Here is a 14,501-nt window from a genome sequence, read left to right as displayed (position 1 = left end):
GTTTCGCCGTAAGCCAGTTAAACGAGCTGATCAAAAGCCTTGGGGTCGATGCCGAGGGTGTTCAGATCACCGCTCTTCGGACGACGATGGTTTTCCACGGCAGCCGAAACTGCAATTGCGGCGCTGACGACGGCAAAGGCGCGGCCAAAAGCACCACGGTTTTTCTTCTGTGCGATCATGATAATCTCTCCTTTTCTTTCCACTAAAATATGAGGTCGGACCGTCGTTTGTGCAACGCACAACCACACAAGGGAGCCATGCAGGACGGACATAGCCCCAATTGAGCCAGATCAACGACTTGCATGAGGAGGGTGCCTGTTGATATCGATCCCTCACGGCATATGGGGTATTCGATGGCGATCACGATCTACGGCATCAAGAACTGCGACACGATGAAGAAAGCTCGCGAATGGCTCGACCGCAGAGGTGTCGCCTACGACTTTCACGACTACAAGACCGCGGGTATCGACCGCTCCCGTTTGGACTCCTGGACCAGCCGCGCCGGCTGGGAAATCGTGCTGAACCGGGCGGGAACCACCTTCAAGAAGCTCGATGACGCCGACAAGGCTGGCCTTGACCGCCAGAAGGTGATCGATTTGATGGCTGCTCAGCCTTCGATGATCAAGCGTCCGGTGCTGGAAGCCGATGGCAAGCTGATCGTCGGCTTCAAACCCGAGATCTACGAAGAGGCGTTCGGCGGGGACTGAAGCCATGTCGAAGACAACGCGTGCCACCCAAACCCTTCAGAAGGCCGGCGTCGCCTTCACGATCGTCACCTATGACTACGACCCGAACGCGGACCGGATCGGCCTGCAGGCGGCGGAGGCGATCGGCGAGGAGCCTTGCCGGGTGCTGAAGACGCTGATGGCGGAGGTGGACGGCAAGCCGGTCTGCGTCGTCGTGCCGTCCGATCGCGAGGTTTCGATGAAGAAGCTCGCCGCGGCCTTCGGCGGCAAGTCGGCGGCGATGATGAAGCCTGCCGAGGCGGAGCGCGCCACCGGCTATCATGTCGGGGGCATCAGTCCCTTCGGTCAGAAGAAGGTGGTTCCGACGGCAATCGAAATCGCTGCGCTCGATGAGCCGCACGTGTATATCAATGGCGGGCAGCGCGGCTTGCAGGTCAGGCTTGATCCAAAGGCCGCTCGCGATGTCCTGAAGGCAGTGGCCGCCTCATTGGTCGCATGAGGCTCACCATGCCTGAAATGACCGAGACGCTTCGCATCCTTGAACCCTATCCAGGCATCTTCGCCTATTACGACGGCCGCGTCGCGGGCAAGCGGCTCCATGCGCAAGCGGCCAACTGGTTGGACGACGGCGCCTATTCTCTCGGCATTGCCTCCTATGCCCTGATCGACCGGGATGAGGCGCTGGTCTATGACACGCACATATCCATCGAGCACGCCCAGGCGATCCGGCATCATCTGCAAGGCCTTGGCGTCACCAGGATCCGCGTCGTGCTGAGCCACTGGCACAAGGACCACATTGCCGGAAATGCGGTATTTGCCGATTGTGAGATCATCGCGCTTCGGCTGACCGCGGAGAAACTCGAGCAGAACCGCGACAAGATTGAAAACGCCAATCCGCCGATCCGGCCACTCGTCATGCCGACAACGGTTTTCGAAGGACGGCTCGAATTCACGATCGGTCATCGCAATGTGGAACTGCATCACTTCGCGATCCACAGCGCCGATGGCAACGTGCTCTGGCTGCCGGATGAAAAGCTGCTGTTTGCCGGCGATACGCTCGAGGATACGATCACCTATATTTCGGAAGCGGCCGAGATCGGGACCCATATCGCCGAACTCGCGCGAATGCGGAACTGGCCGATCGGAAAAGTACTGCCGGCGCATGGCGATGCGGATCGTATCGCCTCCGGCGGCTATGGACCGCGCCTGATCGGCGCCAACCATGCCTATCTTCAGCGGCTGGCGCGCGCTTTCGCCGCCGGCAAACCAGTCGAGCCGTCGCTCCGGGCCTTCGTCGCCGAGGAGATCGCCTCCGGCGCGGTGATCTATTTCGCGCCTTACGAGGACGTCCATGCAAATAACATTGCAGCGCTCGAAGCCGCGCTGCGGCAAGGATAGCGGATCCAAGATGAAGGCCTGAGCCGGTTTCTCGGCCTCGCGTCTTCATTTTCGCCCCAAAGCTCTTTAAGTCTCAGGAACCGGATAGAGAAAGCAGAGGGCCATCCATGACAATCGTGCCGAATTTTCAGACCGTCGTCGATCCTCAGAAACTCGAAAAGCTTGCGGAAGTGGCTGTCAAAGTGGGGCTCAGGCTCGAAAAGGGTCAGGATCTGGTGATCACGGCACCACTTCCGGCCCTGCCGCTCGTACGCCTGATCACCAAACATGCCTACAAGGCCGGCGCCGGGCTCGTCACCACCTTCTATTCCGACGAGGAGACGACGCTTGCCCGCTACGAGCATGCCCCGGACGCAAGCTTCGACAAGGCCTCCGACTGGCTCTACGAGGGCATGGCGCGGGCCTATGCGAATGGGGCGGCGCGGCTTGCGATTTCCGGAGACAATCCGATGCTGCTCGCGGCTCAGGACCCCGCCAAGGTAGCCCGCGCCAACAAGGCCAATTCGATGGCCTACAAGCCGGCCCTCGAAAAGATCGCCAACTTCGACATCAACTGGAACATCGTTTCCTATCCCAACCCTTCCTGGGCACGCCAGGTATTCCCGGATGTCCCCGACGATGTCGCCGTCGGCAAACTCGCCGAGGCGATCTTTGCGGCATCGCGCGTCGATGTGGCCGATCCGATCGCGGCGTGGGCGGAACACAACGCCAATCTCAAGAAGCGTTCGACCTGGCTGAATGGCGAACGGTTCGCGGCCCTCCACTTCACCGGTCCCGGCACCGATCTGACGGTCGGCCTTGCCGACGGCCATGAATGGCACGGCGGAGCTTCCACCGCCAAGAACGGCATCACCTGCAATCCGAACATTCCGACCGAAGAGGTCTTCACGACGCCGCACGCGCTCAAGGTCGAGGGCCATGTCTCGAGTACCAAACCGCTGTCACACCAGGGGACGCTGATCGACAACATCCAGGTGAAATTCGAAGCCGGCCGCATCGTCGAGGCCAAGGCTTCAAAGGGCGAGGAGGTACTGAACAAGGTGCTGGACACGGACGACGGCGCAAGGCGGCTCGGCGAGGTGGCGCTGGTGCCGCATTCGTCGCCGATCTCCAAAAGCGGCGTGCTTTTCTACAACACCCTGTTCGACGAAAACGCCTCCTGCCACATCGCGCTCGGCCAGTGCTATTCGAAATGCTTCCTCGACGGCGCCTCGCTCAGCCAGGAGCAGATCAAGGCGCAAGGCGGCAATTCCAGCCTCATCCACATCGACTGGATGATCGGCTCCAACCAGGTGGATATCGACGGCATCCGAGCCGACGGCGCCAGGGTCGCGGTCATGCGCAAGGGTGAGTGGGCCTGAAAACCCTAGATATCAAGATCGACCCAGATGGCGGCATGGTCGGATGCCGCTTGCTCCGGGCTTGTGACCTGCGGATAGGTGTCCCAGCGCTTCGGCCTTGATCCCGGCCAGGCGCCCTTGCGGAAGACTCCGCCCCGTTCCACCGTCTCAAAGAGTTTGGGCGAAAGTAGAAGATAGTCGATCTTGTTGTCGGCGTTGCCGAGCCCGAAGGTCCCCGGATGGCCGCCGTCGTCGAATTGCGGATGAACGAAGGCGTCCTTGAGCGACGTCTGCATCAAGGGTGCCAGCGGCGCGCTGTCCGGCGTGTCGTTCAGATCGCCGATGACGGCGATGTGTTCGAAGCCGGCGGACAGCAATTGTTCGTAGATCTCTGCAACCCGGGCCGCCTGCGCCTTGCGGCGTGCGTCGGAGGATTGAGCGCTGCCAAAACCCTTGCTCTTGAAGTGGTTGACCAGAACCACCAGCTTCGTTCCCCTCGGGGTCGTGATGTAATATTCCGGGCAATCGCGGGAAAAGACCGGGTCTCCATTCGCACCGCGGTCGTCCACATGGCTGCGCATCATGTCTATGACGTAGTTCTCGCGCGTCATGATGCCGACATCGATACCGCGATCGTCGTTGCCGTCGATGACCATCGCCTGCCGATAAGGCTTGCCGTTGATCGCCGGGAGAATCTGGTTGTTGAAAGCCCAAAGAACCGGTCGGCTTTCGGCCTCGACAACGCCCAGAACATCCGCTTCGATGTCGTGCATCACGCGGGCGGTGTTTCGCATGGCCTCTTCGTCCACTGGCTCATCACGCAATTCGAGTGACCCCACCCAATCGAACCGTCCGTTTGCGGTGATCACAACACCACCGGTCCTCGGCCGCTTGAGGAGATTGCCTCTATTGCGCCTGAGAATGACGAATGGGCCGGTGTCGCTCTTCTCCATACCGAGTTCGACAACCAGCTCCGCCATCCGCGCCTTGTCCGCCGGGCTGTATGTTACCTGCCCCAGGAGCTTGTCCAGCTCGGCGAACTGCTCCAGCACCTTTCTACCTTCGGCCCAGGTTTCGAGGTTCATCGCCTTGGCGCGGTCGAACAGGTTTTCAACGTTGAATGCCGCCAATCTCATGTGCCCCTCCCATTGTATCCGGGCGAAGGTAACACGTTTCTGTTGCATTTACGTGTCTGGGCCGAAGTTGACTTTTCCTCCGTTGCGGCAGGAGATTGAGAGTGCCGGCTTATTCCAGGTTCCGGCTAACGATGACGAAAGCCAAAGAGGGAAGTCGCGATGTTTTGCTCATTTGTTCGTCTGGCTGCGCCGATTGCTGCGGCGCTTCTTTATATTGCCCCGATCACCACTGCATTTGCCGAGGAGCCCGGGCTGTGGAAGGTCTACAACGAGACGCTGAAAGGCGCCAAATATGTCGATCTCACGCATACCATCACACCAGACATCCCTGTCTGGGCAGGCTTCGGAAAACCGAGCTTCGGGCAGGCTGCAGCCGGCGCCGATCTCGAAGGTTATGCCAAGAAGGGCGACACCTTCACCTACGAGAAACATGGCTTCAACGCCTCCACCTACAATCTCGCAACCGACCAGCTCGGTACGCAACTCGATCCGCCGGCCCACTGGGCGCCTGAATATGCTGCTATCGATGAAATCCCTGCGACCTATGCGGTGCGGCCGCTCGTGGTCATCAATATCGAAGATAAGGTGAAGGCCGACGCGGGCTATCATCTGCAGGTCGCCGACATCACGGGTTTCGAAGAAAAGCACGGGCGCATTCCGGAAGGCTCCGTCGTCTTCGTGCAATCCGGCTGGTACAAGAAGTGGCCGGATCCCTCGCTCTCCACCACCCGTCCCTTCCCCGGCGTTTCCCTCGACGCACTGAAGTTCCTGCATCTGGAACGAAAGATCCTGTTTCACGGACATGAGCCGCTGGATACGGATACAACGCCGACACTCGAAGGCGAGCACTGGCTGATGCACAATGGCTTCGCACAGGCCGAAGGCGTGGCCAATCTCGACAAGGTGCCGGAAACGGGCGCGCTGGTGGCGATCGGTTATCCCAAATTCGGCGGCGGGGTCGGCGGCTATGCCCGCTATATCGCAATCTGCCCACCGGATTGGCAATACGGCGTGACGGTGGGCTCAGTCCCGGAAGCGCCGCTGCAGAAATTCGACAAGCCCCTGCATTTCGACGAGAAGGCAGGGATGCGGATTCGCTGAGATCTACCGGAAATCCTGGAGCGCGGCCTTCACGCGTTCCAGGTGCCGCCTGCGCTTGCCGTCGGTCGCACGGTCCATGTCGTGCAGGGCCAGCATGCGGAAATCGACTTTCCGGTTACAGAAGATGGCGATACCGCGCTTGAGCTGCCGCCGCACCGGGTCGCCCATGTAGAACCGGACGACCCACCACGGCGAACCGGTCGTCGTGAAAGCCCAAAAGTGGCGGATATTGGTGAGAAGCGGTACGATCCTGCCGCCGTCCTTGTCATGCCGGAATGCCACGCCGGGAGCGAAAACGCGGTCGAAGAAGCCTTTCAGCACCGCCGGCAGGTTGAACCACCATTGCGGGAAGACCAGCATCAACGCTTCGGCCTGACGCAATCTTGCAACCAGATCGGCGACATCGGAGGTGTCGTAAGGCACATCGAAATAGCGGCGCCTCTCTTTCTCGGTCAGCCGTGGATCGAAATTCTCGGCGTAAAGATCAAGCAGGTCAACCGTATGGCCATTCGCCTCCAGCGTTTCCCGTATCGTCCGCGCAACGGAGGCTGCGAAACTCTCCGGCAAAGGATGGGCCAGAACCAGGAGCACGTGCATCAGAAGAGACTGCCCTGCTTCGGGGCGCCGCCCGCGGTTTCGGCCTTGGCAGGCCGTTTCTTCGCCTGAGGGATAGAACCCTGGCGCGGGCCACCGGCCTCGCCCTCACCGCCCGTGATCGCGGCGATCCGCCCATCGGCGAACTCCAGCGATACACCAAGCCCCTCGCCGATCCCGGCGGCGCGCGTAAGCGGCTTGTCGTCCTCGCCGCGAACGACCGCAAAGCCGCGTTTCAATACGTTCTTGTAGGAAAGCGACTGCAGCACCCGATCCTGCGCCATAATCGCAGAACGACCGCGGAGGAGCGTATGCGACATGGCCGTATCGGCATGACGGCCAAGCGAGACCAGATGCTGGCGTTCGCGCGCCAGTTGACCGAGCAGCCGCGGCGGCAAGGCGGACAATGAAGCGCCTGCCTTAGAAAGCCGATTATGCTCCTTCAGCAACTGCCGCTCCAGACAGCGCTCGCTGCGCGTGAGCCGGTCGGCCAGCAATTGCCGCTGCTGGGCCAGCCTGTTGGTGAGCAGGTCGAGCCTCAGGCCGGAAGAAACGCGCTCGAAACTGCGCCGTTTGACGACCGTTGTACGCTCCAGCCCGCGACCGAGGCCGGCGGCGGCCTCATCAAACCGGCGGCGTGGCAAAGCCAGCAACTGGTCGAGCGAAGGAAGCGCCCGGACGAGCGCCCGCAAGGATTGCCGCCGGTGGTCCATCTGTCGGGTGGCGCAGCCGCGCAGCCGCGCCGTCAAATTCGCTATCTGGGCATCGAGATCAGCCTTCACCGGCACCGCCATTTCGGCAGCCCCGGTCGGGGTTGGCGCCCGGACATCGGCAGCATGGTCGATCAGCGTCCAGTCCGTCTCATGGCCGACAGCCGAAATCAACGGAATCCGACTATCGGCCGCTGCGCGCACGACCGCCTCGTCATTGAAGCTCCAGAGATCCTCGAGGCTGCCGCCGCCGCGGGCGACAATCAGCACGTCCGGCCGCCTTACAGGGCCGCCCGGCTCGATCGCGTTGAAGCCGCGGATGGCAGCCGCCACCTCGTCGCCGGAACCCTCGCCCTGAACCTTCACCGGCCAGACGATGACATGCACCGGGAAGCGATCGGAAATACGGTGCAGGATATCGCGGATCACCGCCCCCGTGGGGGAGGTCACGACGCCGATGACATGCGGAAGGAACGGCAAGGACCGTTTGCGGCTCTGATCGAACAATCCTTCGGCGGCGAGCCTGCGGCGGCGCTCGTCCAGCAGCGCCATCAGCGCGCCCGCGCCTGCGGGTTCGAGGTTCTCGATGACGATCTGGTATTTCGACGAACCGGGGAATGTGGTGACCTTGCCGGTGGCAATCACCTCCATACCCTCCTCGGGGCGAAACTTGATGCGGGGGAATGTGCCCTTCCAGATCACCGCGTCGATGCGCGCCCGATCGTCCTTGAGAGAGAAATAGGCATGCCCCGACGAATGCTGGCCGCGGTATCCGGAAATCTCGCCCCTCACCCGCACATGGTCGAACGCGGTCTCGACCGTGCGCTTGATCGAGCCCGAAAGCTCCGACACCGAAAACTCGGTCAGGTTCGTCGGCGAATCGTTGGGGATCAGGCTGTTCATTTCTTCCTTCTAGAGGATATGGCCGGCAAATTCATCACTGCCGTAACCACAGAACCGTGGACGATCAAATCCAAAATAGCTCATCTCAAGGCGATTCCCTTGGGCGCCTCAGTCGCGCCGCTCTCGTTGGCCGGTGCGGTTGCCTGCTTATCATGCGCCTTTTCTTTTTTTGTCTCGGCCACATCTTGCCCTGGAGAATGACCTGTCCCCTCCGGGGAGCAGAGGAGAGCGACAATGGCATGGAGCGACATTTACCGAGATCGCCTGGCTGCTTTGATAACGATGGCCCCTTATGCAGCCTGAACGCCTGTTGCTTCGCTTCCAGGATAGGTCCCAGGCGGTTTCCGTACTGAGCGCGGTCGGTCTCCGAGCGGATGCCATTCCGGGCGACGGGACCCTCAGTGAAGCCACTGGCGAGACGGCTGCGTTCGAAGGTGAGGTGGTTGCGCTGACATCTCCCCTGTCGGGCTACTACATCAACCTCGTCTGGAAGGGTGAGGTCCCGCGCGCATTGAGGCCATACGTCCTACCTGACGCGGTCGCGGCCAGGTTATCGGATTCTGCTGTGGCCCAGATGGAGCCATTTTCGCCCGATGCCGGGAATTTCTGAACGAAGGCGGGTAAGCATTTCTTAGGACGTGCCTCATATCCTCCCGGCAATACAGGGCAAAACGGAGATTTGAGGTGCTGTTCCTGACCGCTGCATCGATAGGCGTTTGTGCCGCCATGATGCGGTCCGCCTTCTCCATGGCCTTTGTGGCGTTCCTGATTGTCGTGACTTTCGCGCTCGCGACGATCACCTCGCCCGGCCCAGCGTCCTATCTCAATCTCCTCATCGCGATGCTCGGCTATAATGCGGGCTTGATCAATTTCCTGGCCTGTCTTCTCATCGCCAAGCGTTTGCGCGCTACCTGAGCCTGACCGATTTTTCAGTTCAACCGCCTGCCGGCAGCACCCGATAGAACTGAAAGCCTCCGTTCCTGATTTCGCCCACCGGCTGCAGATAACCCGGAACCGCGCCGCGTGCGAGGCCCGCATAGAAGCCGTCGGCCTTCAGGCGGATCAGGCTCCGGGTCTGCGGATCGGTCTCACAGAAAGCGACAATCGTCACACCTGCCCCTCTGAGGAAGGCCTCGGCCTCCGCTGGCTGAGCGAGGCCGATGTGCAGTTCCGTCAGCATGCCCTTCTGATTGCGATGGTAGGGGGCAGACAGGACCCTGTGCGGCGTCCAACGCAGAATATCCGCTCCGCTGTTCGACGGGGCTGCGACCACACCGGTGTCGAGTTTATTGAGGCTGGCCATGTCTGCGGCGCTGCCGCACTCGCCCGTCTCGGCACCGGACGCATCGGGCTCTCCCGGCTGGGAAAGCGCGGAAACGTCGAAGCCGTCTCTCCAGCCGTTGATCACAATCACACCGCCAAAAGCCCAGATGATCGGCACGGAAGCCAAAACGGTGCCTATGTAACCGAGCGCAAGGCCGATATGCTTTGGTCTGGCTGCAGCACGCTGTCTGAGGTCGGCGATCAGCAGCGACAACGGCAGGATGCTCAGCATATTGGCAAAGAACGCACCCCGCACCTGCACCAACGCCACGCCCCACGAGACGCCGACCAGCGCAGCGAGGATGATATGGATTTCCACCGCCTCACCTCTGAGGCTGCGGCACAGACATATGACGATCGCAAAAAAGCCCACGGCGTAGAAGCCGCCCGCAACCCCCGGTTCGGCAGCCATCTCAGTCAGAAATGGACGCGCTTCGCTCACGGCCTTCAGCCACAACTCGACCAGCATGGGGTCCAGCGATCCGAGCGGATCTCCAAGACAGGCCGGCGCGACGAGGACAGCAGCCAGAAGGATAAGGCAGCCGGTTATCGCGACCAACATCAAGCGGCCGGCCCGCGGGGGCGTTCTCGGCAGGCTTGCCACGAGGAAAAGCGCCGTGCCCCCAAGCGCCGAGAGCGTATAAAAGCCGAACGAGAGATTGTCGCAGGTAACCATGCCATAGGAACGCGGCGGCACCGTCAGGAAGAAAAAGGCCGAAATCGACAGAGTCAGGGAAAGGCCGAAGGCTCGGGCGGGACGGGCGAATGCCTCGCCATGCCACAGCCACTGCAGGGCGACGATGACGCAGGCAATGGCCACGAGCGGCACTGTTTCGGCACCGACCGCTATCGCGAGGGCGCAGGCGAAGGCCGCGGCTCCGTAGCTCGAAACCCTCTTCTGCGGATCAACCAGCATGGCGGCGATCCACATGGAGAGGACAAGCTGGACGTTGTGATGATCCAGTGCGCCGGGGGAGAAGCGCACGCAGGTGAAAATGAAAATCGCGCCAAGCCCGAGCCCGACATGCATGGCGGACGCGCCACCGAGTCGCCGGCAGGCAAGGCCGAGCGGGAAGAGCAGGAAAGGCATCAGCAGGAACGGCCAGAGCGTCGCCGCCACAGCTTCGGCCTGCAACGGCTCCAGAAACAGCGAGAACAGCTTGATCAGCCCGGCGATCGGCAGATCGACCAGACGCGACCAGTGCATCAGCGTGCCTTCCGCAAGCCCCAGGCGGTATTGCATCAGGTCGAACCAGTTCTGCCCGGCCAGAAGATCGCGCACCTCGACGAGTCGCATGACATCGTCGTTGTCGCGACCGATATAGTCGGTACTTCTGGGAAGAAAAATGAGGAGGCTTATCGCGGCGGTCACGAGCCAATAGACTGCGACCGAGGGCCACAACCTGGAGAACAACGGCGCGGCCAGCCGATCCGCCACAATTCCACCGGGCCTGTCCATCGTGCTTTCCGCCATATTCATCCGGGAAGTTTTCATCTCGCGAGGTGGCGGAAACGTAGCCTTAACCTTCCCAAGAAATAGTAAAGCCGACGGCGCAGTCAGTTCCTGCGTTGGATTTTCCGTGTATCGAGTGAAAATCATGACCGACGCGCTGACAGGCCATCCGGATATTGCCATCCTGCTGCCCTGCTACAATGAAGCAACTACGATCGCTTCCGTGGTCCGCGGGTTCCGGGAGGCGCTTCCGGGTGCGCGCATCTACGTCTACGACAACAATTCCTCCGACGGTACGGCGCTTCAGGCCATGCTTGCCGGCGCGGAGGTGATGCGCGAACGGCGGCAGGGCAAGGGTCATGTGGTGCGGCGGATGTTCGCCGATATCGAGGCCGACATCTACGTGATGGCCGACGGCGACGGCACCTATGCACCGCAGGACGCCGAAGAGCTGGTCCGCACGCTGCGGACGGAGCGGGCAGACATGGTGGTCGGCACCCGTCGCGGCGTCCATGCCGATGCCGGGCGCCAGGGCCATGCAGTCGGCAACAGGCTGTTCAATCTCCTCTACCGGACGATCTTCGGATCCGATTTCACCGACATCTTTTCCGGCTACCGCGCCTTCTCGCGGCGGTTCGTCAAAAGCTTTCCCGCCGTTTCCGGCGGCTTCGAAATAGAGACCGAGATGTCAGTCCATGCCTCCCGGCTCAAATTGCCGGTCTGCGAGATCGAACTCGACTACGGTCGGCGGCCGGAAGGCTCCCATTCCAAGCTTTCGACGTTCAGGGACGGTTTCAAGATCCTCTGGATGTTCGCAATGCTGATGAAGGAAACGCGGCCTTTCGCCTTCTTCGGCATCATCAGCAGCGCCTTCATGGCAGCAAGCATGATCTTCATGGCGCCTGTATTACTTGCCTATTTCCAGACCGGCCTCGTCGAGCGCATGCCCACCTGGGTCTTCTCCCTGGTGCTGATGCTGATGTCCTTGCTGATATTTACTGCAGCGCTGATCCTCGATTCCGTCTCGCGCGCCCGCGCCGAACAGCTCCGCATCCATTACATGAACCTGCCCCGACGCGAGACGTCTTCGCAGCCGCAGCCGAAAACCCTTTCCGATAAACGCGGCAGAGCCGACAAGAGTGCTGCATGAAACGGCTCTTCTGGTTCGTGGTTGCCGGCGGCAGCGGATTTCTGGTCGATGCCGCCCTCACTCACCTCCTCATCACCGTCATCGGGCTCAGCCCTTTTGCGGCCCGCGTTCCGGCAATCATGGCCGCCATGGCCTGGACATGGTTCATCAACCGCAACCGCACCTTCGGCCGCTCCCGCCATTCACTGGCCGCCGAAGGTTTTCGTTACTGGGCGGTGGGCGTCACGTCGGCGCTCCTCAACTATGCCGTCTATTCCCTGCTTCTCTACCGCGCGCCATTCCTGCAGCCCGTTGTGGCGATCGTCTTTGCGTCGCTTGCGGCCATGCTCTACAGCTTCTTCGGTTATTCGCGCTTCGTCTTCCGCCAGTAAGAACCGACAGCCCTAGACTTTTTCCCAACCATCATGGTCGCTTGCGCGATAGATGGCGTCGATGAACCGCTGGTTCAGCAGCGAGTTCTCGAGCGTCACCACCTCGGCCGGTTCGCCCTTGGCGGCATGCGCGAATGCTTCCGCCTGCCTGCGATACTGGCGGCTGTCCTGGAAACGGAAGATCTGGGAAATATCGTGCTTCTGGTTTGTAAGCTCGACCTCTTCCGCACCCCAGCGATCGGCATTGAAGGGTGATTTCACCTCGATGTAGCCTTCGGTTCCGTGGAAGACCATGACCTGGCGGCCGGCCATCTGGGTCGCCACGTAAAAGGTCATCTCGAACGAACCGAAATCCGCCTTGACGCTCGAATAGATGTCGGTGCCGAATTCCGGATCCCGTCTCGTGACGGCCTGCACGCGCTCCGGCTCGGCACCCGTTACGAAGCGCGTCGTGATGGTCGGATAAACCCCGATGTCCGGCAGAGCGCCGCCACCAAGCTCCGGGATATTGCGCATGTTGGAAGGGTCGCGGTTGAAATAGGTAAAGGCGCCCTGCACGTGTTTCAGCTCGCCGATCGCCTTATCCTTCAGAAGCTCGCGCACCTTCAGCCAGACCGGCGCATAGGTCACCATAAAGGCTTCCGCGATCAGCACCTTGTGGCGATCCCGCGCAGCAATCAGCTTCTCGATTTCGGCGGCTTTCAGAGAGATCGGCTTTTCGCACAGTACATGCTTGCCGGCTTCCGCCGCTTTCAGCGACCATTCCACATGCTGGCTCGTCGGCAGCGGGATATAGACGGCGTCGATGACGTCCGAGGCCAGCATCTCCTCATAGGAGCCGAAGGCATGTGGCGCGCCGAAGCGGTCAGCCATGGCGCGGGCCTTGGCGACGTCGCGGCTGGCAACCGCGGTCACCACGCAGTTTTCAGCATCCTGAATGGCCGGCACCACCAGTTCGCGGCCGATCCTCGCGGTCGACAGGATTCCAAAACGCAGCATAAGGCCCTCCATCAACACATTGCGGGGCCGCACCATATGAGGCCCCTCCGGACGGCGCAATGGACGCGAGGGTTACTCGCGCTTGAAAAAATGATCTGGCGATCGAAATAGAGGCTGGTCGGCGGCGGTACATCCGTTAATCTCAGGTTCCTTTCCCCTACCTACCCCCGCTTATTTAGAAATTTTGGAGAATGTCATGGAGCTGCGCGCACTCGGCCGGACCGGTCTTTCCATTTCGCCCGTCGTTTTCGGCGGCAACGTATTCGGCTGGACCGCGGACGAAAAAACCTCCTTCGCCATGCTCGATCGTTTTTTCGATGCAGGCTTCAATACGATCGACACCGCCGACGCCTACAGCCGCTGGGTCCCCGGCCATCAGGGTGGAGAGTCCGAGGCGATCATCGGTGCATGGCTAAAGAAAAGCGGCCGCTCGCGAGACGAAGCGATCATCGTCACCAAGGTCGGATCCGATATGGGTCAGGGAAAGCGGGACCTCTCGGCCAAATGGATCCTCGAAGAAGCCGACAATTCGCTGCGTCGTCTGCAGACGGACTATATCGACCTCTATCTCGCCCACTGGCCCGACGAGACCACCTCTCACGAGGAAACGCTCGGCGCCTTCGCAAAGCTCAAGGAACAGGGCAAGATCCGCGCGATCGGCTGCTCGAATTACGATGCCGGGATGATGCAGGACTCCTTCGACGCTGCAGGCAAGGCCGGCCTGCCCCGCTACGACGTGCTCCAGCCAGAATATAATCTCTATACGCGGAACTCATTCGAAGGACCGCTTGCCGAACTCTGCCTCAGGGAAGAGATCGGCGTCATCAACTATTTCGGTCTCGCCTCCGGCTTCCTGACCGGCAAATACCGCGACAGGACGGATGCAGAGGGCAAGGCCCGCGGCGGCCGCGCGCTTACCTATCTGAACGACAAGGGATACCGCATCCTTGCCGCTCTCGATGAGGTGGCCGTCGAGACGAATGCCGAGCCTGCTTCCATCGCGCTCGCCTGGCTTATCCAGCGGCCGGGCATCACCGCTCCGATCGCCAGCGCCACCAGCATCGACCAGCTCGACGCGATCATCGCCGCCGGCAACCTGACGCTCTCGGACGACCAGATGAAACTGCTCACTGAAGCCGGCGCCTGAATCCGGGCACGCCGCGCCGCGCGTCCCACTCGCAAAGGAGGTGGCATGAAAGAGGCCACGTCTATGGAGAGAACGGATCTCTGAGATGCAGATGATCTTAGGACAGTCACGCTTTGCGCCGTTTGGCTTACCTTTCCTGGGTTTTCGCGAACTCAGTGAAGGAGAGCAAAGCGTGACTGCACCTTATGAT

General features: G+C 61.1%; 16 protein-coding genes. 10 read left to right on the top strand and 6 right to left on the bottom strand.

The genetic code is table 11. From position 1 onward, the window contains the following. Window positions 1-17: 17 nt before the first annotated feature. Complete coding sequence (locus tag C5L12_RS28330; protein ID WP_170109037.1) at window positions 18-179, bottom strand: hypothetical protein; 162 nt, start codon at window positions 177-179, stop codon at window positions 18-20. 174 nt (window positions 180-353) lie between these two features. Between C5L12_RS28330 and C5L12_RS02150 the strand changes: the two genes are divergently transcribed. The 4 genes from C5L12_RS02150 (at window position 354) to C5L12_RS02135 (ending at window position 3,445) form a co-directional block, all read left to right on the top strand. After that, a complete protein-coding gene (locus tag C5L12_RS02150; RefSeq protein WP_105370701.1) occupies window positions 354-707 on the top strand; it encodes an ArsC family reductase in 354 nt (117 codons plus the stop codon). 4 nt (window positions 708-711) lie between these two features. Beyond that, window positions 712-1,185 carry a Cys-tRNA(Pro) deacylase gene (gene ybaK / locus C5L12_RS02145; RefSeq protein ID WP_105370386.1) on the top strand — a complete coding sequence of 158 codons (474 nt, stop codon included), beginning with the start codon at window positions 712-714 and terminating at the stop codon, window positions 1,183-1,185. A gap of 8 nt (window positions 1,186-1,193) precedes the next feature. After that, a complete protein-coding gene (locus C5L12_RS02140; protein ID WP_105370700.1) occupies window positions 1,194-2,084 on the top strand; it encodes an MBL fold metallo-hydrolase in 891 nt (296 codons plus the stop codon). A gap of 107 nt (window positions 2,085-2,191) precedes the next feature. After that, the gene (locus tag C5L12_RS02135) at window positions 2,192-3,445 is read left to right on the top strand and encodes an aminopeptidase (RefSeq protein ID WP_105370385.1); all 1,254 of its coding nucleotides are present in this window, start codon (window positions 2,192-2,194) and stop codon (window positions 3,443-3,445) included. A gap of 5 nt (window positions 3,446-3,450) precedes the next feature. On the opposite strand, the gene C5L12_RS02130 is transcribed toward C5L12_RS02135, so the two are convergent. Beyond that, window positions 3,451-4,560, bottom strand: a complete 1,110-nt coding sequence (locus tag C5L12_RS02130; protein WP_105370384.1) for an endonuclease/exonuclease/phosphatase family protein — start codon at window positions 4,558-4,560, stop codon at window positions 3,451-3,453. Window positions 4,561-4,719: 159 nt separating this feature from the next. Here C5L12_RS02130 and C5L12_RS02125 point away from each other — a divergent pair, with 159 nt between their 5' ends. Then, window positions 4,720-5,661, top strand: coding sequence for a cyclase family protein (locus C5L12_RS02125; RefSeq protein ID WP_105370383.1), 942 nt, complete (start codon window positions 4,720-4,722; stop codon window positions 5,659-5,661). 3 nt (window positions 5,662-5,664) lie between these two features. Here the strand turns inward: C5L12_RS02125 and C5L12_RS02120 are convergent, their stop codons facing one another. Both C5L12_RS02120 and xseA read right to left on the bottom strand, forming a co-directional pair. Continuing rightward, entirely contained in the window at window positions 5,665-6,258 is a 594-nt protein-coding gene (locus C5L12_RS02120; RefSeq protein WP_105370382.1) for an NAD(P)H-dependent oxidoreductase, read from the bottom strand. Continuing rightward, window positions 6,258-7,868, bottom strand: coding sequence for an exodeoxyribonuclease VII large subunit (gene xseA, locus C5L12_RS02115; protein ID WP_105370381.1), 1,611 nt, complete (start codon window positions 7,866-7,868; stop codon window positions 6,258-6,260). Before xseA ends, C5L12_RS02120 begins: the two co-directional genes overlap by 1 nt. Before the next feature lie 292 nt (window positions 7,869-8,160). Here xseA and C5L12_RS02110 point away from each other — a divergent pair, with 292 nt between their 5' ends. Beyond that, window positions 8,161-8,478 carry a hypothetical protein gene (locus C5L12_RS02110; RefSeq protein WP_105370380.1) on the top strand — a complete coding sequence of 106 codons (318 nt, stop codon included), beginning with the start codon at window positions 8,161-8,163 and terminating at the stop codon, window positions 8,476-8,478. 74 nt (window positions 8,479-8,552) lie between these two features. Continuing rightward, window positions 8,553-8,783 (top strand): hypothetical protein, encoded by a 231-nt coding sequence (locus C5L12_RS02105; RefSeq protein WP_105370379.1) that lies wholly within the window; start codon window positions 8,553-8,555, stop codon window positions 8,781-8,783. Window positions 8,784-8,802: 19 nt separating this feature from the next. Here the strand turns inward: C5L12_RS02105 and C5L12_RS02100 are convergent, their stop codons facing one another. Continuing rightward, on the bottom strand, window positions 8,803-10,650 hold the full coding sequence (locus C5L12_RS02100; RefSeq protein WP_245422730.1) for a hypothetical protein: 1,848 nt from the start codon (window positions 10,648-10,650) through the stop codon (window positions 8,803-8,805). A gap of 139 nt (window positions 10,651-10,789) precedes the next feature. Here C5L12_RS02100 and C5L12_RS02095 point away from each other — a divergent pair, with 139 nt between their 5' ends. Together C5L12_RS02095 and C5L12_RS02090 are read left to right on the top strand one after the other, a co-directional pair. Continuing rightward, the gene (locus C5L12_RS02095; RefSeq protein WP_105370377.1) at window positions 10,790-11,794 is read left to right on the top strand and encodes a glycosyltransferase; all 1,005 of its coding nucleotides are present in this window, start codon (window positions 10,790-10,792) and stop codon (window positions 11,792-11,794) included. Continuing rightward, window positions 11,791-12,165 carry a GtrA family protein gene (locus C5L12_RS02090; RefSeq protein ID WP_105370376.1) on the top strand — a complete coding sequence of 125 codons (375 nt, stop codon included), beginning with the start codon at window positions 11,791-11,793 and terminating at the stop codon, window positions 12,163-12,165. Before C5L12_RS02095 ends, C5L12_RS02090 begins: the two co-directional genes overlap by 4 nt. 12 nt (window positions 12,166-12,177) lie before the next feature. Here C5L12_RS02090 and C5L12_RS02085 read toward each other — a convergent pair whose 3' ends face one another. After that, window positions 12,178-13,164 carry a Gfo/Idh/MocA family protein gene (locus tag C5L12_RS02085; RefSeq protein WP_105370699.1) on the bottom strand — a complete coding sequence of 329 codons (987 nt, stop codon included), beginning with the start codon at window positions 13,162-13,164 and terminating at the stop codon, window positions 12,178-12,180. Window positions 13,165-13,360: 196 nt separating this feature from the next. On the opposite strand from C5L12_RS02085, the gene C5L12_RS02080 reads away from it, so the two are divergent. Beyond that, the gene (locus C5L12_RS02080) at window positions 13,361-14,311 is read left to right on the top strand and encodes an aldo/keto reductase (RefSeq protein ID WP_105370375.1); all 951 of its coding nucleotides are present in this window, start codon (window positions 13,361-13,363) and stop codon (window positions 14,309-14,311) included. Window positions 14,312-14,501: the final 190 nt, after the last annotated feature.

The sequence above is a fragment of the Neorhizobium huautlense genome, from assembly GCF_002968575.1.
Taxonomy (GTDB): Bacteria; Pseudomonadota; Alphaproteobacteria; order Rhizobiales; family Rhizobiaceae; genus Neorhizobium; species Neorhizobium huautlense.
This window is presented reverse-complemented; position numbering and strand designations above follow the sequence as displayed.